General features: G+C 73.2%; 19 protein-coding genes, 1 pseudogene and 1 riboswitch. Of the genes and pseudogenes, 9 read left to right on the top strand and 11 right to left on the bottom strand.

Features of this window, described 5'->3' with window-relative positions:
• The first annotated feature begins 122 nt into the window (after positions 1–122).
• From ABZ128_RS00410 to ABZ128_RS00395, 4 genes are all read left to right on the top strand, one after another.
• Positions 123–2045, top strand: coding sequence for a bifunctional metallophosphatase/5'-nucleotidase (locus tag ABZ128_RS00410; RefSeq protein WP_356845448.1), 1923 nt, complete (start codon positions 123–125; stop codon positions 2043–2045).
• A 103-nt stretch (positions 2046–2148) separates the two neighbouring features.
• Positions 2149–2553, top strand: a complete 405-nt coding sequence (locus tag ABZ128_RS00405) for a hypothetical protein (protein ID WP_356845133.1) — start codon at positions 2149–2151, stop codon at positions 2551–2553.
• Positions 2554–2556: 3 nt separating this feature from the next.
• Positions 2557–3006 carry a DCC1-like thiol-disulfide oxidoreductase family protein gene (locus tag ABZ128_RS00400; protein ID WP_356845131.1) on the top strand — a complete coding sequence of 150 codons (450 nt, stop codon included), beginning with the start codon at positions 2557–2559 and terminating at the stop codon, positions 3004–3006.
• Between the two features lie 11 nt (positions 3007–3017).
• The gene (locus ABZ128_RS00395) at positions 3018–3752 is read left to right on the top strand and encodes a TetR family transcriptional regulator (protein ID WP_356845129.1); all 735 of its coding nucleotides are present in this window, start codon (positions 3018–3020) and stop codon (positions 3750–3752) included.
• A 27-nt stretch (positions 3753–3779) separates the two neighbouring features.
• Here the strand turns inward: ABZ128_RS00395 and ABZ128_RS00390 are convergent, their stop codons facing one another.
• Positions 3780–4769 carry an NAD(P)-dependent alcohol dehydrogenase gene (locus ABZ128_RS00390; RefSeq protein WP_356845447.1) on the bottom strand — a complete coding sequence of 330 codons (990 nt, stop codon included), beginning with the start codon at positions 4767–4769 and terminating at the stop codon, positions 3780–3782.
• A 109-nt stretch (positions 4770–4878) separates the two neighbouring features.
• Between ABZ128_RS00390 and ABZ128_RS00385 the strand changes: the two genes are divergently transcribed.
• A complete protein-coding gene (locus tag ABZ128_RS00385) occupies positions 4879–5526 on the top strand; it encodes a TetR/AcrR family transcriptional regulator (protein WP_356845127.1) in 648 nt (215 codons plus the stop codon).
• 25 nt (positions 5527–5551) lie between these two features.
• On the opposite strand, the gene ABZ128_RS00380 is transcribed toward ABZ128_RS00385, so the two are convergent.
• Positions 5552–6859, bottom strand: a complete 1308-nt coding sequence (locus tag ABZ128_RS00380; protein ID WP_356845126.1) for a metallophosphoesterase — start codon at positions 6857–6859, stop codon at positions 5552–5554.
• Complete coding sequence (locus ABZ128_RS00375; protein ID WP_356845124.1) at positions 6856–7116, bottom strand: hypothetical protein; 261 nt, start codon at positions 7114–7116, stop codon at positions 6856–6858. Before ABZ128_RS00375 ends, ABZ128_RS00380 begins: the two co-directional genes overlap by 4 nt.
• 121 nt (positions 7117–7237) lie before the next feature.
• On the opposite strand from ABZ128_RS00375, the gene ABZ128_RS00370 reads away from it, so the two are divergent.
• Positions 7238–8509, top strand: coding sequence for a D-alanyl-D-alanine carboxypeptidase (locus tag ABZ128_RS00370; RefSeq protein ID WP_356845122.1), 1272 nt, complete (start codon positions 7238–7240; stop codon positions 8507–8509).
• Positions 8510–8516: 7 nt separating this feature from the next.
• Here the strand turns inward: ABZ128_RS00370 and ABZ128_RS00365 are convergent, their stop codons facing one another.
• From ABZ128_RS00365 to glyA, 4 genes are all read right to left on the bottom strand, one after another.
• On the bottom strand, positions 8517–9458 hold the full coding sequence (locus ABZ128_RS00365; RefSeq protein ID WP_356845120.1) for a YihY/virulence factor BrkB family protein: 942 nt from the start codon (positions 9456–9458) through the stop codon (positions 8517–8519).
• Positions 9459–9627: 169 nt separating this feature from the next.
• Positions 9628–10245 (bottom strand): 2'-5' RNA ligase family protein, encoded by a 618-nt coding sequence (locus tag ABZ128_RS00360; RefSeq protein WP_356845118.1) that lies wholly within the window; start codon positions 10243–10245, stop codon positions 9628–9630.
• 97 nt (positions 10246–10342) lie between these two features.
• Positions 10343–11356 carry a tryptophan--tRNA ligase gene (gene trpS / locus ABZ128_RS00355; RefSeq protein WP_356845117.1) on the bottom strand — a complete coding sequence of 338 codons (1014 nt, stop codon included), beginning with the start codon at positions 11354–11356 and terminating at the stop codon, positions 10343–10345.
• Positions 11357–11688: 332 nt separating this feature from the next.
• Positions 11689–12954, bottom strand: a complete 1266-nt coding sequence (gene glyA / locus ABZ128_RS00350; RefSeq protein ID WP_356845115.1) for a serine hydroxymethyltransferase — start codon at positions 12952–12954, stop codon at positions 11689–11691.
• 35 nt (positions 12955–12989) lie between these two features.
• A riboswitch (ZMP/ZTP riboswitch) is annotated at positions 12990–13080 on the bottom strand.
• 144 nt (positions 13081–13224) lie between these two features.
• Between glyA and rocD the strand changes: the two genes are divergently transcribed.
• The gene (rocD, locus tag ABZ128_RS00345; RefSeq protein ID WP_356845113.1) at positions 13225–14430 is read left to right on the top strand and encodes an ornithine--oxo-acid transaminase; all 1206 of its coding nucleotides are present in this window, start codon (positions 13225–13227) and stop codon (positions 14428–14430) included.
• A gap of 9 nt (positions 14431–14439) precedes the next feature.
• Here rocD and ABZ128_RS00340 read toward each other — a convergent pair whose 3' ends face one another.
• Entirely contained in the window at positions 14440–15636 is a 1197-nt protein-coding gene (locus ABZ128_RS00340; RefSeq protein ID WP_356845111.1) for a glutathionylspermidine synthase family protein, read from the bottom strand.
• Between the two features lie 5 nt (positions 15637–15641).
• Positions 15642–15959: a hypothetical protein gene (locus tag ABZ128_RS00335; RefSeq protein ID WP_356845109.1), complete on the bottom strand. Its 318-nt coding sequence runs from the start codon at positions 15957–15959 to the stop codon at positions 15642–15644.
• Positions 15960–16062: 103 nt separating this feature from the next.
• Here ABZ128_RS00335 and ABZ128_RS00330 point away from each other — a divergent pair.
• Positions 16063–16885, top strand: a pseudogene (locus tag ABZ128_RS00330) (hypothetical protein).
• A gap of 2 nt (positions 16886–16887) precedes the next feature.
• Here ABZ128_RS00330 and ABZ128_RS00325 read toward each other — a convergent pair.
• On the bottom strand, positions 16888–18285 hold the full coding sequence (locus ABZ128_RS00325; protein ID WP_356845107.1) for a PLP-dependent aminotransferase family protein: 1398 nt from the start codon (positions 18283–18285) through the stop codon (positions 16888–16890).
• Between the two features lie 46 nt (positions 18286–18331).
• On the opposite strand from ABZ128_RS00325, the gene ABZ128_RS00320 reads away from it, so the two are divergent.
• A complete protein-coding gene (locus ABZ128_RS00320) occupies positions 18332–18856 on the top strand; it encodes a carboxymuconolactone decarboxylase family protein (protein WP_356845106.1) in 525 nt (174 codons plus the stop codon).
• Positions 18857–18862: 6 nt separating this feature from the next.
• Here ABZ128_RS00320 and ABZ128_RS00315 read toward each other — a convergent pair whose 3' ends face one another.
• Positions 18863–19753, bottom strand: a complete 891-nt coding sequence (locus tag ABZ128_RS00315) for a hypothetical protein (RefSeq protein ID WP_356845104.1) — start codon at positions 19751–19753, stop codon at positions 18863–18865.
• Positions 19754–19756: the final 3 nt, after the last annotated feature.

Here is a 19756-nt window from a genome sequence, read left to right as displayed (position 1 = left end):
GTCCGGTAGCCCTCGGCCGGAGCGGCGCGTCGACAGCGGGGGCGGCCGGCGGGACGATGGCCTGCGTGACGAGGCCATCGCACTCCAGGACCCCGCTCGGCCGCAGGAACTTCCTCACCGCCATGGGAACCCTCGCGGCCACCTTCGCGACCGCCGTCCCCGCCCACGCCACCGACCACGCGCGCGACGCCGCCACCGCCGACGAGTACGTCGACGTCCAGCTGCTCAACATCACGGACCTGCACGGCTACCTCCAGGCCGCTCCGGGCAGCAACGCCACCATCACCGGCAACGGCGGACGGACCTACACCGTCGGCGGGGTCGCCTACATGGCCGCCCACCTCGCCCGCCTGCGCGCCGGGCGGGCGAACTCGTTCTTCTTCTCCTGCGGGGACGCCTTCTCCGGCTGGGAGTTCGACGCCGCCGCCTTCGCCGACGAGCCCACCATCGAGGCCCTGAACCGCATGGGGCTCGACTTCGCGACCGCCGGGAACCACGAGTTCGACAAGTCGCCCGCCATGCTGCAACGTCACATGGAGCAGGGGGTCCCGTTCCCCGTCGAGGGCCGCGACGCCTCCTTCACCGACTCCTCCGGCGCCCGCTTCCACGGCTCCGACTTCCGCTACTACAGCGCCAACACCGTCTGGGGCGCCGACCGGCGCACCGTCCTGCCCGCGTACAGCATCGAGACGGTCCGCACCGCCGCCGGGCGGGAACTGCAGATCGGCTTCATCCACCTCACCGCCCTCGGCACCGAGCTCTTCCCCGGTTCCTACCAGCCGGGCCTGGCCACCCTCGACGAGATCGCCACCGCCGATCACCACGCGGCCCTGCTCAAGGCCCAGGGCGTCGGCGCGATCGTGCTCAGCATGCACGACGGGGCGGTGGCGGGCGCCGACTTCAACAGCGGCTCCGACCCCTCCGGACCCGCCCTCGACCTGGCGCTGCGCGTCTCCCCGGACATCGACGCGATCGTCACCGGCCACTGGCACACCCGGTTCAACATGATGCTGCCCGACCCGAACGGCGTGCCGCGCCCGTTCGTCGAGGCCGGCTGTTACGGCCAGCTCGTCAACGAGATCAGCCTCCGGCTCGACCCGGTCACCGGAAAGGTGGTCCGCGAGCTGACCGTCTCCACCAACCACCCCAACACCCGCGACGTCACGCCCGATCCGGCCCTCAAGGAGGTCGTGGACTACTGGGCCGGCCAGGCGGCCGTGCGCGACGCCTCCCGGATCGGCAGGCAGACCGGCTCGTTCCTGCGGACGCGCAGCACCGCCGGGGAGAGCACCATGGGCGACCTCGTCGCCGACTGGGCCCTGTGGGCGGGCAGCCGGCCGGCCGACCCCGAGAACGACGCGAACGTCCACCCGAACATCCCGGCCCAGCTCGCCCTGGTCGCCGCGGCCCCCCGGGTGGGCCAGGCCCTCATCGCCGGCGACCTGGTCCGCGACGCGGCCTCGGCCGGCGCCGTCACCTTCGGCCACGCCTGGAAGGCCGTCGGCTTCGGCGACCCGATCGTCAGCGCGACGGTGACCGGGCAGCAGATCCACGACGCCCTGGAGCAGCAGTGGACGACCTCGGCGAGCGGGGAGCTGGTGTTCGCGCCCCTGGCCGTCTCCAAGAACGTCCGCTACTCCTTCGACTCCCTGGGCCGGGTCGGTGACCGCGTGGACCCGGCCGAGGTGTTCATCGACGGGGCGCCGCTCGACCTCGCGCGCACCTACCGGCTCGCGGCCCCCTCGTACACCTTCCTCGCGAACGACGGCTACCCGGCGCTGTCCGGCTTCCAGGCGCCGTACCGCCACCAGCGCGACTTCGAGAGCTTCGTCGCGTACGTGCGCGAGACGCAGACCCTCACGCCCTCGCCCCTGACCCGCGTCGCGGCCAAGAACACCACCAGCCGTGGCGCCGACGTCGGCACCGTCCTGGAACCGGGCCCCCTCCTCCTCCCCGACGGCACCCCGATGCCCCGCCCCGAGGCGGCCATCGTCTCGGCGGCCCGTACCCCTGCCCCGTACGACGGCCTGCGGCCGCCCTGCTGATCCACACCCCCGGTCCCGGGCTCCCGCAAGGCTTGAACCTGTTCAAAAAGAGGTCTACAGTCAGTCCTGCCAACGAGTTGAACACGTTCAAGGGGGGCGAGGCATGGACCTCACCGTCGTCGCATACGTCATCTACCTGCTCATCAGCATCGGGCTCACCATCTGGGTGGCCCGCACCCTCAGCCGCAACGGGCGCATCTTCATCGCCGACGTCCTGCACGGGAACGAGAAGCTCGCGGAAGCCGTGAACCACCTCCTGGTGGTCGGCTTCTACCTCGTCAACATCGGTTTCGTCACCCTCTACCTGCGGTCGGCCGATGCCATCCTCGACGCCCGCGGACTGTTCGAGGCGCTCTCGGTCAAGCTCGGCGTCGTCCTGCTCGTCCTCGGCGTCATGCACCTCGGCAACGTCTGGGTGCTGAACAAGATGCGCCGCCGGGGGATCATGGAGCGCCAGCAGACGCCGCCGGTCGCCCCGCAGGGGTGGACCGCTCCGGCCGGGGCCTGACCGGTGACCCCGGCAGCGCCGGCCACCCGGCACCTGACCGTCCTCTACGACGCCGACTGCCCGCTGTGCGTCCACATCCGGCACTGGCTGCTGGGGCAGCATCAGCTGGTGCCGCTCCGGCTCGTGCCCGCCGCGTCCGCCGGGGCCTGGCGGCTGTTCCCGAACCTCCCGCACGCGGAAACCCTCCGGGAGATCACGGTCATCGGGGACAGGGGCCAGGTGTGGACCGGTACCGATGCCTTCATCGTGTGCCTGTGGGCGCTGGCCGAGCACCGGCCGAAGGCGAACTGGCTCGCCACCCCGGCGGGCCGGCCCTTCGCCCGGGCGGCCATGTACACCGCCTCCGCGTGGCGGCAGGCCGTACGGACCGAGGGCGGGGCGGCGGGCGGTGCGGAGGGGGAGCCGGAGGTGGATGAACCGGCCTGTGACGACCACTGCTCCGTGCCCCGATAGGCTCGTACACCGTGACTGATCAGAAGGCTCCCAAGAGCGAGCAGACCCGCACGCTCATCCTCGAAACCGCGCTCCGGCTCTTCCAGGAGCGCGGCTTCGACAAGACGACCATGCGGGCCATCGCCAAGGAGGCCGGGGTCTCGGTCGGCAACGCCTACTACTACTTCGAGTCCAAGGAACACCTGGTCCAGGGGTTCTACGACCGGATCGGCGCCGCACACCAGGCGGCGGTCCGGCCCATCCTGGAGCAGGAGAGCGACCTGCAGAAGCGGCTCGCGGGCGTACTGACGAGCTGGCTCGACATCGCGGCCCCGTACCACGAGTTCGCCTCGCAGTTCTTCAAGAACGCGGCGGACCCCGAGAGTCCGCTCAGCCCCTTCTCCCCCGAGTCCGAGCCCGCCCGCAAGGCCGCGATCGACATGCACCGCGAGGTGCTGGCCGGTGCGAAGACGAAGGTGCCGGACGAACTGGCCGACGTGCTGCCGGAGCTGATGTGGCTCTCGCACATGGGACTGGTGCTGTACTGGGTCTTCGACCGGTCCCCGGACAGCGAGAAGACGCGAAGGCTCGCCCAGCGCGGTGCGCAGTTGACGACGCGGGGCATCGTGCTGGCCCGGTTCCGGGTGCTGCGGCCGCTGGTGCGCGAGCTGCACGAACTGTTCGCGGACTTCCTGCCGGGTATGGCCCAGACGGTCGTGGCCAAGAAGAAGCGCGCCTCGGACCCGGAGCCCGAACCGGCCGAGTAGCCGGTCCGGGACGTCCGGCGACACGACCTAGAGCAGGTCCGTTGCCGCCGGGGTGAGCGTGATGGCGGTCTTGCCGCGCGCCTGGCCCGCCGCGAGCCGGCGCACCGCCTCGGGCACGCCGTCCAGGCCGTACGTGGCGCCCACGACCGGGGTCAGGCTCCCCGCCTCGATCAGCCCGTTCAACGTGTCGAGATCAGCCCGGCGCGGAGCCGCGAAGAACACGGCCAGCCGCTGCCGCACGAACGGCGACAGCGCGAGCGCACCGAACTGCCGGCCCATGCCGATCCAGTCGCCGGCGTCCTCGCCGCCCGCGATGACGAGGGTCCCGCGGGGCGTGAGGGCCCGGCGGAGCCGGGACAGGGGGGTACTCCCCCCGATGTCCAGGACCAGGTCCCAGCTGCGGCCGCCGGCCGCGAAGTCCTCGCGGGCGTAGTCGATGACGCGGTCCGCGCCGATCGAGCGGACCAGGTCGGCCTTGGCCGCGCTGCACACGCCGGTCACCTCCGCCCCGAAGGCCTTGGCCAGCTGCACCGCGTACGTCCCCACTCCGCCCGACGCCCCGACCACCAGGACGCGCTGCCCCGGGCGCACCCGGCCGGCGTCCCGCAGACCCCGGAGCGCCGTGCACGCCGAGACCGCCACGACGGCGGCCTCCTCGAAACCGAGCCGGGCCGGCTTGGGGGCGATCCGGTCCGCCCGGGCGGCCGCGTACTCGGCGAAGGAGCCGCGCGCGACGCCGTACACCTCGTCTCCGACCGCGAAGCCGCTCACCCCGGCGCCCACCGCGACGACCGTCCCCGCCACGTCCAGCCCGGCCACCCGGTCCCTCGGCGCGCGCAGCCCCAAGGCCAGACGTACGGCGTACGGCTTGCCGGCCATCGCGTGCCACGTACCCCGGTCCACGCCGGCCGCCCGGACCCGCAGGAGCACCTCGCCCGCCCCGGGGACGGGCCGGGGCACCTCCGCCGACCGCAGCACGTCGGGAGAGCCGTAGCCCTCCTGGACGATCGCCCTCATGGATTCCATGCCGCTCAATCCGCTCACCCTCTCAGCCGTACTAAGTACGACTTACTTAGTACGGTATCCTCCGGGCAGCAGTCAACTCCCCCACCACGACGGAAGAGACATGGCCAAGCAGGCTCCGCTCAGCCGGGACAAGGTGCTCGCCGCGGCGGTCGGCGTCGCGGACACCGGCGGCATCGCCGCGCTCACGATCAGGTCGCTCGCCCAGGAGCTCGGCGTCAAGCCGATGTCCGTGTACCACCACGTGCCCAACAAGGAGGCGATCATCGACGGCATCGTCGACGTGGTCTTCGGCGAGATCGACCTGCCGCCGGCCGACGCCGACTGGCGCACGGCCCTGCGCCACCGCGCCCGTTCGGCCCGGTCCGTGCTGCGCCGCCACCCGTGGGCGACCGCGGTGATGGAGTCGCGCGCGCACCCCGGCCCGGCCACGCTGCGCCACCACGACGCGGTGATCGCGACGCTGCGGCGCGGCGGCTTCCCCTTCGCGCTCGCGGCGCACGCCTACTCGCTGCTGGACAGCTACGTCTACGGGTTCGCCCTCACGGAGGCCGCCCTGCCGTTCGACCCGCAGGACGCGGGCGGGGCCGCCGCGGAGTTCCTGGCCGCGTTCCCGGCTGACGGCTACCCGCACCTGGCCGAGTTCACCCGGGAGCACGTGCTCGCGCCGGGGTACGACCACGGGGCGGAGTTCGACTACGGGCTGGAGCTCATCCTCGACGGCCTCGAACGGCGCCTCGCCGCCGCCTGAGCCCGCGCCGCGCCGCGGCGGCGGGTCAGGCCTGGTACGAGGCGAGTTCGACGACGGTGATGTCGGACGGCGCCCCGATCCTGACCGGGGGACCCCAGGCGCCGGCGCCGCGGGACACGTAGAGCTGGGTGTCCCCACAGCGCTCCAGGCCCGCGACGGTGGGGTTGGCGAGCTCGGCGAGGTAATTGCCGGGCCAGAGCTGGCCGCCGTGGGTGTGGCCGGAGAGCTGGAGGTCCACTCCGTGGCGGACGGCGTCGTGGATGACGACGGGCTGGTGGGCGAGGAGGACGGCCGTGCGGGCGCGGTCGCGGTCGCCGAGCGCCGCCCGGAAGTCGGGGCCGTGGCCCTCGGACTCGCCCTGGACGTCGTTGACCCCGGCGAGGTCGAAGTGGGGCAGGGCCCGGCGGGCGTTCTCCAGGGGGGTCAGGCCCAGCTCGCGCACCTCGTCGATCCACTGCTGCGCGCCGGAGAAGTACTCGTGGTTCCCGGTGACGAAGTACGAGCCGTGGCGGGCGCGCAGCCACCTGAGGGGCTCGGCGGCGGGGCCGAGGTCGTGGACGTTCCCGTCCACGAGGTCGCCGACGACGGCGATCAGATCGGGCTGCGTGCGGTTGATCGTCTCGACGATGCGGGTGGTGTGGTCGCGGCCGAGGACCGGGCCGAGGTGGATGTCGCTGACGACGGCGATCCGGTAGCCGTGGGCGGCGCGCGGAAGTTTGGCGAGGGGGACGCGGACGTGCTTGACGCGGGGGCCGCGCAGGACGCCGTACGTGCCGAGGCCGACGGTGCCGAGGGCGGCTGCGGCGGCCGCCCCGCCGAGCGAGCGCGCCACGAAGCGCCGCCGGGTGACCCCGTCGCCGCCGCCCCCGGCAGCGGTGGCCTCCGCCTCCCGGGCGGCCGGGGGCGCGGCGGCCGGCGCGGTGCCGGGCCCGGCGTCGGGGCCGGCGTCGGGGCCCTGCGGGGGCGCTTCGACCGGAGCGCCCGCCCGCACCCGGAGCTCCGGCCCGGCCGCCGCCCCGCTGCGTCGGAGGAGGAGGGCGCGGACCGGTTCGGTCACGAGCACGGCCAGGGTCAGGTACAACAGCACCGCCAGCCACAGGTAGCCCGGCCAGGACACCACCTGCTGGAGCAGGAACGGAGCCCCTGCCCGGCCCGCCGTCAGGGCGGCCAGGGACAGCAGCGGCAGGGCGAAGGCGAGGGCGGTGCCCACCCGGCGGGCCGGCCCGCCCGGACGGGTCGTGTCGCGGACCAGCCGGATCCACAGCCAGCGGTGGACCAGCGCCAGGAGGCCCAGGACGAGCAGGGCCACGGCCGCGAAGACCGCGATCCTCATGCGCGGGTGTCCTCGCGTGATGCGCGCCGCAGCGCCCGCACACTGCGCAACCCGATCACCCCAACGGCCGTCCCCAGGAGAAAGGACGTGACGGCCAGGAGAAGGTGGACCCAGAAATAGGCCGTCGGCTCGCCCGCCGCGTCGAACGCCAGGCCACTGGCGTCCTTCCACAGGTTCTTGACGAAGGTTGCCCAGATGACCCAGCTCCACACTCCGAAGGCGAGCAGGAACCAGGAGGCGGCGCGGCTGAGTTTCATGCTCCCAGTATGGGTTTCGTCCCCAGGACGGACGCGTCCGGGTGGGCTGTCCCGGCAGTGGTTCCGACACGTGGGCCGGACCGCGGCGCCGGACAGCCCATCGGGATGTACGTTCACCTGCGTGTCTGCCAAAAAGACCGCGTTGGCGGTCCTTTCCGTCGCGCTGCTGGTCCCCGCCGTGCTCGTGGCGCCCGCGCATGCCGCGCCGCCGCCGACCGGTCCCGACGCAAAGGGACGGCCGCCCAAGGCCCCGCAGGCCGCCCGGGCGGCCGCGCCGCCCGCGTCCATGTCCACGGTCGGCGGGGCCGCCCTGGGCAAGCCCGGGGTACAGGTGAATCCGCTGGCCGGTGCGCCGGCGCTGCCGACGGACCTGACGGGCCGGTCGTGGATCGTGGCCGACGCGGAGACGGGCGAGGTGCTGGCGGCGAACAACGCGCACTGGCGGCTGCCCCCGGCCTCCACCATGAAGATGCTCTTCGCGGACACGGTGCTGCCCACCCTCCCCAAGGACGCGGTCCACAAGGTCAGCGAGGCGGACATGTCCGGCGTCGGTGAGGGCTCCAGCCTGGTCGGGGTCAAGGAGGACCACGAGTACACCGTCCACGACCTGTGGCTCGGGGTGTTCCTGCGGTCCGGGAACGACGCCGTGCACGTGCTGTCCGCCATGAACGGCGGCATCGACAAGACCGTCAAGGACATGCAGGCGCACGCCGAGGAGCTGCAGGCCCTCGACACCCATGTGGTCTCCCCCGACGGGTACGACGCCCCCGAGCAGGTGTCGAGTGCGTACGACCTCACGCTCATCGCCCGCTCCGGCCTGCAGAAGGAGGACTTCCGGGAGTACTGCGGGACGGCGAACGCCAAGTTCCCCGGCCGCCAGGAGCCCGGGAAGCCCCGCGAGTACTTCGAGATCCAGAACACCAACCGGCTGATGACGGGCGCCGGCGGCATCACCCCGTACAAGGGCATCGCCGGGGTGAAGAACGGCAACACCACCATGGCCGGCTCCACCTTCACCGGCGCGGCCCAGCGCGGCAAGAACAGGCTGCTCGTCACGGTGATGAACCCGGCCGCGGGGGGCCTCAACTCCGTCTACGAGGAGACCGCCGCGCTCTTCGACTGGGGCTTCGCCGCCCTCGGCAAGGTCAAGCCGGTGGGTGAGCTGGTCCCGCCGAAGAGCGCCGACACCACCCCGTTCGGCTCCCCGGCCCGGTCGCACAAGCACGGCGCCGCGGCGGTGGCCGCCGGCTCCGGCGGCGGTGCCGGCACCGCGCTCGGGGTCGGGGGGGTTGCGCTCGCGGTGGTGGCGGCCGTGGCGTACGCCGTCAACCGCCGCTGGCCGCGCAGCCCGCGCGGACGCGACGGCGGTTCCCAGGACACCCCCCTCGTCTAGGAAACCGCTACGACTCCCGCGCCTCCGGGGCCCCCGCGCGCTGGGACTCCCGCGCCTCCGGGGCCCCCGCGCGCTGGGACTCCCGCGCCCGGGGCCCGGCGGGCGCGTCCGCGGCCGTCCAGGCCGCGCAGAAGAGCAGCAGCTTCGAGGTGAAGTTGATCCAGAGCAGCAGGGCGACCGGCACCCCGAAGGCCCCGTACATGCTCTTCGCCGCGACCCCGCGCATGTAACCGCTGAGCAGGAGCTTGAGCAGTTCGAATCCCGCCGCGCCGATCAGGGAGGCCTGGATCAGGCGGCTGCGGGAGGGTTCGACCCCGGGCAGCAGGCTCAGCACGTACAGCAGCAGCAGGAAGGCCGCGAGGACGCCGACGAGGAAGGCCCCGATGCGCAGGAGTACGCCGCCCGCCCCGTGCGGGGGGATGCCCAGCCACGCGCCGAACCTGCCGACCGCGGTCGAGCCGATGACGGAGGCCGCCGCCGAGCCGAGGGCCGCGCCGCCGAGGCCGAGGAGGACGAGCGCGTCCTTGCCCTTGCGGACGAAGGGGTTGCCCTCGTCCTCGTCGTCCCTCTCCCAGACCGCCCGCAGGCAGTCCCGCATCGAGCCGACCCAGCCGATGCCGGTGAACAGCAGCACGGCGCCGGCGACGAGGCCGATCGTGCCGGCGTTCGCGACGAGGTTGTTGAGATCGAGCTGGTCGGAGATGCCGGGGACCTGCTCGGCGAGGTTCTTCTGCAGGCGGTCGAGCTGCTCCTGGCTGAGCAGCCCGGCGCCGACGGCCGCCGCCACGGTGATCAGGGGGAAGAGGGCGAGGAAGCTGATGAAGGTGATCGCGGCGGCCAGCCGGGTCCAGTGGACGCGGTCGAGGCGTTCGTACGAGCGCCACACGTGGGTGCGCAGGAGACGGGCCGCGAGCGGCCCGATCACCGGGAGTTTCGTCAGCCAGTCCATGGGGTCACCGTAAAGGAGCCGATGGAAATAGCGAGGATTGTCGCTTTTGGGCATTACGGTCGTCGATTGTGACTTTTCGCCCCACGACTCGTCCGTTCCACACGCTGGTCCTTCGGACGCTCACGTTCCACGCCCGCCAGGTCCTGCGGCGGAGCTTGCGGCCGCTGCGTCAGGAGCGCGGCACGGAGGACGTGCCCGGCCCGTTCGCCCCCGTCGCCTCGTCCACCGGTGAGCCGAGCTGCGCCGGTACGCCCCCGGCCGGGCCGCTTCCGAAGGGGTACTCGCGCAGCTTGCGCCAGACCCCGTCCGGGCCCTGCTCGTAGAGCGCGAAGCCGGAGCACGTCCAGTCGGCCGCGTAGTCGGCGAGGGTGTCGAACGCCAGGTCCATCGCCTCCTCGGAGATCCCGTGGGCGACGGTGACGTGCGGGTGGTAGGGGAACGCCAGCTCCCGCCGGAGCGGCCCCTCCGGGTCACGGAGCAGGCCCTGGAGCCGGGTGCAGCCCGTGGCGCCCTCGACGACCTGGACGAAGACGACCGGTGAGAGCGGACGGAAGGTTCCCGTGCCCGCCAGACGCATCGCAAAGGGCCCGAAGGCGGACGCGACCTCGGACAGGTGGGCCCGGATCTCCGGGAGCCGCTCCGCTTCCACCTCGGTGGGCGGGACGAGGGTGACATGCGTGGGGATGCCGTGCGCGGCGGCGTCCCCGAAGCCGGCGCGCAGCTGCTGGAGCTGGCTGCCGTACGGCTCCGGGACCGCGATCGAAACGCCGAGCGTTACGGTCCCCACGTCTGTCTCCTCCGTCGTCTGCTGTGTTCGTCCGCGTATGCGGCCTGCCGCCCCAGTGTGGGGCCGACACCCCCCGGATTGCCAGGGCCTCCAGCGGTCAGTGCTTGGCGGGCACCAGACCGAGCCGGTCGTACGCCTGCGCCAGGGTCTCGGCGGCGACGGCGCGGGCCTTCTCCGCTCCCTTGGCCAGGATGGAGTCCAGCGTCTCCGGGTCGTCGAGGTATTCCTGGGTGCGCTGCTTGAACGGTGTGACGAAATCGACCATCACACCGGCCAGGTCCGTCTTCAGCGCGCCGTAGCCCTTGCCCTCGTACTTCGCCTCCAGGGCGGGGATGCTCTCGCCCGTGAGGGTGGAGTAGATCGTGAGCAGGTTGCTGACGCCGGGCTTGGCCGCGGTGTCGAAGCGGACCTCGGCCTCGGTGTCGGTGACCGCGCTCTTGATCTTCTTCTCGGTGGCCTTGGCCTCGTCGAGGAGGTTGATCAGGCCCTTGGGGGACGAGGCGGACTTCGACATCTTGATCGACGGGTCCTGGAGGTCGTAGATCTTCGCGACCTCCTTGACGATGTGCGCGGCGGGCAGCGTGAAGGTCTCGCCGAAGCGCTGGTTGAAGCGCTCGGCCAGGTCGCGGGTCAGCTCGATGTGCTGGCGCTGGTCCTCGCCGACGGGGACGGCGTTCGCCTGGTAGAGCAGGATGTCCGCGACCTGGAGGATCGGGTACGTGAACAGGCCGACGCTGGCGCTGTTCACCCCGCCCTTGGCGGACTTGTCCTTGAACTGGGTCATCCGGCTGGCCTCGCCGAAGCCGGTGATGCAGTTCATCACCCAGGCGAGCTGGGCGTGCTCGGGGACGTGGCTCTGGATGAAGAGCGTGCAGCGGTCGGGGTCGAGGCCGGCGGCGAGGAGCTGCGCGGCGGACAGGCGGGTGTTCGCGCGGAGGTCCTTCGGATCCTGGGGCATGGTGATCGCGTGCAGGTCGACGACCATGTAGAAGGCGTCGTGCGTCTCCTGCAGGGCGACGTACTGGCGGATGGCCCCGAGGTAGTTCCCGAGGTGGAACGAGCCGGAGGTGGGCTGGATGCCGGAGAGCGCGCGAGGACGATCAGAAGCCATGGCTCCATTCTCTCAGGTGCGGGGGCCGACTCCGGCCGTTCCGTGGCCGGAAGCCGACGGGTCCTTGCGGGGGTGCGGGTCGGCGGGGCCGGGCCCGGCGGGCGGTGCCCGCGGGTACTCCCGCGTAACGGCACGTCCGGATCTTGCCCGAAGCAAGCGACCGCTTTGGCCCCACGGGGGCGGGGCCGGCACATCCAGCCCCGCCGGCGTGTGAGGCGCGGGGTCTGGGGCGGAGCCCCAGATCGCTCGGGCGCAGCCCCCGTACCGCCGGCGCCCCGCGGGGGCGGGGCCGGCACATCCGGCCCCGCCGGCGTGTGAGGCGCGGGGGCCGGTCAGACCGGGAGGCCCGGGGCCGGGTGGGCGGCCATGAGGGCGGTGACCTCGCTGCGGATCGCGGACAGCGCCGCCTCGTCGGACTTGGCCGCCGCGTCCACCGCCCGGGAGATCCAGTCCGCCACCACCGGCATGTGCTCCTCGGTCAGGCCGCGGGAGGTGAGCGAGGGGGTGCCGATCCGGATCCCCGACGGGTCGAAGGGCTTGCGCGGGTCGAACGGGACCGTGTTGTAGTTCACCACGATGCCCGCGCGGTCCAGCGCCTTGGCCGCCACCTTGCCCGGCACGCCCCGGGAGGTCAGGTCCACCAGGATCAGGTGGTTGTCCGTACCGCCCGAGACCAGGTCGAAGCCCCTCGCCAGCAACTGCGCGGCCAGCGCCCGCGCGTTGGCGACCACCGCGTGCGCGTACGTCACGAACGACGGCTGCGCCGCCTCGTGCAGGGCCACCGCGATGCCCGCCGTCGTCTGGTTGTGCGGCCCGCCCTGGAGGCCGGGGAACACCGCCTTGTCGATGGCCTTGGCGTGCTCCTCCTTGCACATCAGCATCGCGCCGCGCGGCCCCCGCAGGGTCTTGTGCGTCGTCGTGGAGACCACGTCCACGTGCCCGACCGGCGACGGGTGGGCGCCGCCCGCGATCAGGCCCGCGATGTGCGCCACGTCCGCGACGAGGACCGAGCCCGCCTCGGCGGCGATCGAGGCGAAGGCCTCGAAGTCGATCGTGCGGGGCAGCGCCGTGCCGCCGCAGAAGATCAGCTTGGGGCGCTCCGCGAGGGCGAGGTCGCGCACCGCGTCGTAGTCGATGAGGCCGGTGTCGGCGCGGACGCCGTACTGGACGCCCCGGAACCAGGAGCCCGTCGCCGAGACGCCCCAGCCGTGCGTGAGGTGCCCGCCCATCGGCAGGGCCATGCCCATCACCGTGTCGCCGGGCTTCGCGAAGGCCAGGTACACGGCCAGGTTCGCGGGCGAGCCCGAGTACGGCTGGACGTTGGCGTGGTCCACGCCGAACAGGCCCTTGGCCCGCTCGACCGCGAGCGCCTCGACGCGGTCGATGTTCTGCTGGCCCTCGTAGTAGCGCCGGCCGGGGTAGCCCTCGCTGTACTTGTTCTGCAGCACCGTGCCGGAGGCTTCGAGCACCGCCGCCGACACGTAGTTCTCGCTCGGGATCAGGCGCAGGGTCTCGGCCTGCAGGGTTTCCTCCGCCACGACGAAGGACGCCAGCTCGGGGTCGGTCGCGGAAAGGGCGGGATGGCGGCGCGCGTTCACGGCGGCTCCTCCGGGGTCGATGTCAGGTCTCGTCCCCGCGAGGCCCAGGCGAGCGGCCCTGTGTGCGGTCGTCCGCGCACGACTCCCCCGGAGTTGGTTCTCCGTACGCCAGTCGCCGTGCGTACCGCCCACCATAGCGGGCGGGCCACAAGAAAGGTTTCCGCGCCCGGTATACGAGCGACGTATAGCCGTATACCCGTATACAGGGTGGCGCCACCCTCGTCATCCGGGGCGGCCGGCCCGCCCGCACCACCGACGATCGGAGACCCCGTGTCGACAACCGCTGATGCCCTGCGTGCCGCGGAGGCCCACAGTGCGCACAACTACCACCCGCTGCCCCTCGTCGTGGCGTCCGCCGAAGGGGCGTGGATGACCGACGTCGAAGGCCGTCGCTACCTCGACATGCTGGCGGGCTACTCGGCGCTCAACTTCGGCCACCGCAACCGCCGTCTCATCGACGCGGCCCACGCACAGCTGGAGCGCGTCACGCTCACCTCGCGCGCCTTCCACCACGACCGCTTCGCCGAGTTCTGCGCCGAGCTGGCCGCGCTGTGCGGCAAGGAGATGGTGCTGCCGATGAACACCGGTGCGGAGGCGGTGGAGACGGCGGTGAAGACCGCCCGCAAGTGGGGCTACGAGGTCAAGGGCGTCCCGGACGGCCACGCCAAGATCGTGGTCGCGTCCGACAACTTCCACGGCCGCACGACGACCATCGTGAGCTTCTCGACCGACCACGAGGCCCGCGACCACTTCGGCCCGTACACGCCGGGCTTCGAGATCGTCCCGTACGGGGACCTCACCGCGCTGTCGCACGCCGTCACCTCGAACACCGTGGCCGTGCTGCTGGAGCCGATCCAGGGCGAGGCGGGCGTCCTCGTGCCGCCGCCCGGATACCTGCAGGGCGTACGGGAGCTGACGCGCGAGCGGGGCGTCCTGTTCATGGCGGACGAGATCCAGTCGGGCCTGGGCCGGACCGGCACGACCTTCGCCTGCGAGCACGAGGGGGTCGTGCCGGACGTCTACATCCTCGGCAAGGCCCTGGGCGGCGGTGTGGTCCCGGTCTCCGCGGTCGTCGCCGACCGGGACGTGCTCGGGGTGTTCCGGCCCGGCGAGCACGGATCGACCTTCGGTGGCAACCCGCTGGCCTGCGCGGTCGCCCTGGAGGTGATCGCGATGCTGCGCACCGGCGAGCACCAGCAGCGCGCCGCCGAACTCGGCGACCACCTGCACCGCGAGCTCGGCCTGCTGGTCGGCGGCGGCGCGGTGACCGCCGTCCGCGGGCGCGGGCTGTGGGCGGGCGTGGACATCGCCCCGGGCCACGGCACCGGCCGGCAGGTGTCCGAGCAGCTGATGCAGCGGGGCGTGCTGGTCAAGGACACGCACGGGACGACGATCCGGCTCGCCCCGCCGCTGGTGATCAGCAAGGAGGACCTGGACTGGGGCCTGGACCAGCTGCGGAGCGTGCTCGCCGGGTGATCGCAGGATTCAGAGGATGACGTGGGGCAGGAAGCGGGCGTACTCGTCCGTGACCGGCCCCGCCGATTCCCGGATGCCGAGCCCCGCGGCCTCCTCCTCGACGACCCACGCGCCGAGCACGACCCGGTTGCCGTCGAAGTCGGGCAGCGGGGCCAGGGCCTGGAAGCAGTACGTCTCCCCCTCGGCCGGTACGAAGGGCTGCCCGCCCGGACCGGCCTCGTGCAGGGTGACCCCGGCGCCCTCGCGGCCCAGCAGCGGCTTGGCCGCGTAGCCGGTGGTGCCGGCGAGTTCGCGGGGGCCGTCGAGGTAGGCGGGCAGCAGATTCGGGTGGTCGGGGAAGAGCTCCCACAGGATCGCCAGCAGCGCCTTGTTGGACAGCAGCATCTTCCACAGCGGCTCGATCCAGCAGGTGCTGCCGGATCCGCCGCCGTGGTCGTACGTGCCGAGGACCTGCGGGCCGAAGTCGTCGGTGGCCAGCCACTCCCACGGGTAGAGCTTGAAGCAGCTGCGGATGAAGCGGAGCTTCTGGTCCACGAACCGGCCCGACAGTGCGTCCCAGCCGATCTGTTCGACGGACAGCGCCTCGGTCTCCAGGCCCGCCTGCTCGGCGGTCTCCTGGAGGTAGGCCACCGTCATCAGGTCCTCGCCGAGCTCGTCCGTCTCGGAGTGCGCGAAGTGCAGCGGCCCGGGCGGGAGCAGCTCCGCCTGCCGGCGCCAGGCCTCGACGAGCCGCTCGTGCAGGGAGTTCCACTGGTCGGCGCCGGGGAAGCGCTCCTCCATCCAGAACCACTGCGGGCTCGCCGCCTCGACGAGGGAGGTGGGGGTGTCCGCGTTGTACTCCAGCATCTTGGCCGGGCTGCCGGAGCCGTCGTAGCGCAGGTCGAACCGGCCGTACAGGGAGGGCTGTTCGGCGCGCCTGCGCCAGGACTCGGCGATCAGGGCGGCGAGTCCGCGGTCGGTGATGCCGAGGTCGGCGAAGCGGTCGTGCTCGACGATGTGCGCGGCAGCGGCCAGGCACATGGCGTGCAGCTCCTCGACGACGTCCTCCAGCGCCTCGACCTCGGGCAGCGAGAAGGAGTAGTACGCGCTCTCGTCCCAGTAGGGGCGCAGCGAGTCGTCCGGATAGCGGGTCAGGGGGTAGATCAGCCCCTGTTCCTCGACGGTCCGCTGCCAGTCCGGGCGGGGCTCGATGGTGTGGCGCCGCACGGGGCTCAGCCGCCGCTGGAGCTGGAGTGGCCGCCGATGCCGCCGCGGGTGACGGCGGACTTGTCGAAGCTGCCGCCGCTGACCTTGTTGTTGCGGACGCTTCCGCCGTAGTAGTACGCGCCGCGGCTGTTGCTGCCGCCGCTCTTGCACTCCTTGCTGTTCAGCTTCTCCAGCGTGACGCGGTCCACGCAGCGCTTGTCGGGCTCGTCGCTCTTGCCGCAGGCCACGAGCGCGGCGGCCAGCAGTCCCATCCCGCCGAGGGCGACGGCGCCGGAGCGCATGCGGCGGCGGGCGGTGCTGCTGCTCGTACTCGTGCTGTCCATGACCATGGGCGACAGACTAGAACGGGACGGCGGGGCGATGGAATCCGGCCGCCCGAACCCTCGCCACACCTCCATGACCTAAAGTCAATTCGTGCTCCTTGGGATGATTTGCGCGCTCGGTGCGGCGGTCTGCTTCGGTACGGCATCGGTCCTGCAGGCGATGGCGGCCCGCGCCGCGGAGCCGGGGACGGGCTCGGGGGTGGACACGGCGCTGCTCCTGCGGGCGCTGCGGCAGTGGCGGTACGTGGCGGGCCTCGGCCTGGACGCCATCGGCTTCGTCCTGCAGATCGTGGCGCTCAGACACATCCCCCATCTACGCGGTCGGCGCCGCGCTGGCGGCGAGCCTCGCGGTGACGGCGGTGGTCGCGGCGCGGCTGCTCCGGGTCCGGCTGAGCGGAGCCGAGTGGGCGGCGGTGGCCGTGGTGTGCGCGGGGCTGGCGATGCTGGGACTGGCCTCGGGCGAGGAGGGCTCCGGGAAGGGCTCCCTCGCCCTGAAGCTCGGGCTGCTCGGGGTGGCCGGGCTGGTGCTGCTGGTGGGGGCGGTGGCGGGCGGCCTGCCGGACCGGCCCCGGGCGCTGCTCCTCGGCCTGGCCGCGGGGACGGGCTTCGGGGTGGTGGAGGTGGCCGTCCGCCTCATCGACGGGATCTCCTTCGCGAACCCGGCCCTGTACGCGCTGCTGCTGGGCGGCGGTGCGGCCTTCCTGCTGCTCACCTCGGCGCTGCAGCGCGGCTCGGTGACGGCGGCCACCGCGGGGATGGTGCTGGGCGAGACGATCGGACCGGCGGTGGTGGGGGTGGCCTGGCTCGGCGACCGCACCCGCGAAGGCCTGGTCTGGCTGGCCGTCCTGGGCTTCGCGGTGGCGGTGTGCGGAGCCCTGGCCCTGTCCCGTTTCGGCGAGCCCCCGCCGGGCCCCGAGCCCGCCTGACCTCACGGGAGGGCGGCCACCAGCGCCCGCAGGGTGGGGGACCAGGCGCTGGTCGAGGGGGTGCCGTAGCCGACCACCAGGGCCTCGCGGGGCGGGAGCGCGGCCTCCGGATGGGCGTAGCGGGACAGCGTTTCGAGGGTCAGGTCCTGCCAGGCCGCGGCCCGCAGCACCGAGGGCTGCGTCCCCTCGGGGAGGTCCAGTACCGCGTGCAGTCCCGCCGCGATCCCCGACACCTCCACCCGACCCGCGACCGCCGCCACCAGCTCGTCGCGCCGGCGGCGGTACCGCAGCCGCATCCCCCGCACGTGCCGGTCGTAGGCCCCCGACCGGATGAACTCCGCGAGCGTGAGCTGGTCCAGCGCGCTCGACGTCCAGTCGATGCGCCCCTTCACCGCGACGACCTCGTCCACCAGCCCCGCTGGCAGCACCATCCACCCCATCCGCAGCCCGGGCGCCAGGGACTTGCTCGCCGTGCCGAGGTAGACCACCCGCTCCGGGTCCAGCCCCTGCAGCGCCCCGACCGGCTGCCGGTCGTAGCGGAACTCGCCGTCGTAGTCGTCCTCCAGGACGATCCCGCCCGTGGTCCGCGCCCAGTCGACCGCCGCCGCCCGCCGCTGCGGCGTCAGCGCGACCCCGGTCGGGAACTGGTGCGCCGGAGTCAGCAGCACCGCCCCCGCCCCGTCCGGCACCTGCGCCGTGCACGCCCCCGCCCCGTCCACCGGAAGCGGCCGGGTCCGCAGCCCCGCCCGGGTCAGCAGCTCCCGGTGCTCGTCGAGGCTGTACCCCTCCACCGCCACCTCCCGTACCCGCCGGGCCCGCAGCACCCCCGCCAGCAGCATCAGCGCATGCGCGAACCCGGCGCACAGCACGATCCGCTCCGGATCCGCGTGCACCCCCCGCGCCCGGGACAGGTACCCCGCCAGGGCCTCCCGCAGCTCGACCCGGCCGCGCGGGTCGGTCCCGTACCCGAAGGCCTCGTTCGGCGCGCCGGTCAGGGCCCGCCGGGCCGCCGACAGCCAGGCCGCCCGCGGGAACCCGCCGAGGTCCGGGCTGCCGGCCAGCAGGCTGTAGGCGGTTCCGGGCCGCGCGGGGCCCCGCACCCGGGCCGCCGCCGCCGGCCGGGCGCGCGGCCGGGCCCGCTGCGCGACCCGGGTGCCCGAGCCCTGGCGGGCCGTCAGCCAGCCTTCGGCGACGAGCTCGGCGTACGCCTCCGCGACCGTGTTCCGGGCGATCCCGAGGTCGGCCGCGAAGGAACGCGAGGACGGCAGCCGGGTCCCGGGAGCCAGCCGCCCGCTGCGCGCGGCCTCCCGCAACGCCTCGGTGAGCCCGGCCCGCAAGCCGCGTCCGGCGGACAGGTCCAGATGCAGGTCGGCACCGAAAGTGGCCCAGGATTCCTTCATGAAGATGGACCATATCGGCGGGCCGCCCGCTTCGTAGGCTGGGCCCATGACCACGCAGACGCGGCAGAACACCGCAGACCAGACTCCCGAGTACGCCCCCGAGCCCACCTCCCGCATGCGCTGGACCGAGCACGTGCCCGACGTCTACAAGGCCATGACGGGCCTGGAGGTCGCCTCCAAGAAGGGCCTGGACCCGCTCCTCGTCGAGCTGGTCAAGATCCGCGCCTCGCAGCTGAACCACTGCGCGTTCTGCCTCGACATGCACGCGAAGGACGCGCTCGCGGCGGGCGAGAGCGTGGAGCGGATCATCCAGCTCAGCGCCTGGGAGGAGTCGCGCCACTTCTACACGGAGAAGGAGGCCGCCGCGATCGAGCTGACCGAGGCGGTGACCGTGCTGACCGACGGCTTCGTCCCGGACGAGGTGTACGCGAACGCGGCGAAGCACTTCGAGGAGCCGGAGCTCGCCCGCCTCATCTCCCTCATCGTGACGATCAACGCCTGGAACCGCTTCGCCGTCAGCACCCGCATGGTGCCGGGCCACTACACCCCGGGCGTGCACCAGCGCTCCTGACCGGCCTCACGGCGCCCGGAACGCCGCCAGGGCCGCCTCGTGGTGCTCCCGGGTGACCGTCCACTCGTCCGCGGGGCCCGCGGTCAGGACGGCCCACTTGGCGCCCCCGCCGGCGCTGCCGCTGCCGCCGGACGGGAGGAACACCCGTTCCACACCGCGTCGGCGGCCGTGCGACTCCGCGCTGTCGTACTCGTAGACGAGCTCCGCGGCGACGGGGTCGCCCGGGACGCCTCCGACGCCGATCTCCTCGTAGGCGGGGGTTTGGGCGCGCAGGTACGTGGATGCGCCCTTGACCGCTTCGAGCGGGGTGAGGTCCGCCTCCTTCACCTGGAAGATCTGGAGCAGGGCGGTCCGGTCGGGCGAGCGGTAGAAGACACCACCCGTGCCCTCCTCCCGTACCCAGCCCTTGGGCACGGCGACGGTGAACCCCTTCGGGTCCTGCACGGTCCGGTGGCCGCCGGTCCCGCTCGGGCCGGGCGACGGGGAGCGGCTCGTCGAGGGCGACGGGGCGGCGGACGTCCCGTCCGGGGTGGCCGGCGTGCGGGACACCGCCGTCGCGTGCTTCCCGTCCGCCCGCGCCGGGTCGTCGGATCCGCCCCGGACGTACCACACGGCCCCGGCGGCAACCACGGCCGCGGCCACGGCGATGCCCGCCGTCGCCGGGGTCAGCCACCGGGCACGCGGCCCGGCGGGGCGCGGGGGCCCCGCCGGTACGGGCGGCCGGTGCGGGTCGTACGCCGGCGGCGGGGCCGGGGCCGGGGCCGGGGCCGGGGCCGGGGGAGCGTGCAGGGGCGGGGGCGGGGGCGGGGCCGGGGCGGGCGGCGCGGCCGGCGCGTCCCGCACCCAGCGCTGCGCCTGCGCGTCCCAGCGGGGCTCGCCCGACGGCGGTGGCGCCACGGC

The sequence above is a fragment of the Streptomyces sp. NPDC006326 genome (assembly GCF_040612915.1).
In the GTDB taxonomy this organism is placed as follows: Bacteria; Actinomycetota; Actinomycetes; order Streptomycetales; family Streptomycetaceae; genus Streptomyces.
This window is presented reverse-complemented; position numbering and strand designations above follow the sequence as displayed.

Excerpts from the sequence above, each read along its gene's own strand:
- ABZ128_RS00375 (WP_356845124.1), bottom strand. The coding sequence starts at position 7,116 with ATGAAACTCAGCCGCGCCGCCTCCTGGTTCCTGCTCGCCTTCGGAGTG.
- ABZ128_RS00380 (WP_356845126.1), bottom strand. The coding sequence starts at position 6,859 with ATGAGGATCGCGGTCTTCGCGGCCGTGGCCCTGCTCGTCCTGGGCCTC.
- ABZ128_RS00385 (WP_356845127.1), top strand. The coding sequence starts at position 4,879 with ATGGCCAAGCAGGCTCCGCTCAGCCGGGACAAGGTGCTCGCCGCGGCG.
- ABZ128_RS00320 (WP_356845106.1), top strand. The coding sequence starts at position 18,332 with ATGACCACGCAGACGCGGCAGAACACCGCAGACCAGACTCCCGAGTAC.
- ABZ128_RS00405 (WP_356845133.1), top strand. The coding sequence starts at position 2,149 with ATGGACCTCACCGTCGTCGCATACGTCATCTACCTGCTCATCAGCATC.
- ABZ128_RS00365 (WP_356845120.1), bottom strand. The coding sequence starts at position 9,458 with ATGGACTGGCTGACGAAACTCCCGGTGATCGGGCCGCTCGCGGCCCGT.
- ABZ128_RS00325 (WP_356845107.1), bottom strand. The coding sequence starts at position 18,285 with ATGAAGGAATCCTGGGCCACTTTCGGTGCCGACCTGCATCTGGACCTG.
- ABZ128_RS00410 (WP_356845448.1), top strand. The coding sequence starts at position 123 with ATGGGAACCCTCGCGGCCACCTTCGCGACCGCCGTCCCCGCCCACGCC.
- ABZ128_RS00390 (WP_356845447.1), bottom strand. The coding sequence starts at position 4,769 with ATGAGGGCGATCGTCCAGGAGGGCTACGGCTCTCCCGACGTGCTGCGG.
- ABZ128_RS00335 (WP_356845109.1), bottom strand. The coding sequence starts at position 15,959 with ATGGACAGCACGAGTACGAGCAGCAGCACCGCCCGCCGCCGCATGCGC.
- trpS (WP_356845117.1), bottom strand. The coding sequence starts at position 11,356 with ATGGCTTCTGATCGTCCTCGCGCGCTCTCCGGCATCCAGCCCACCTCC.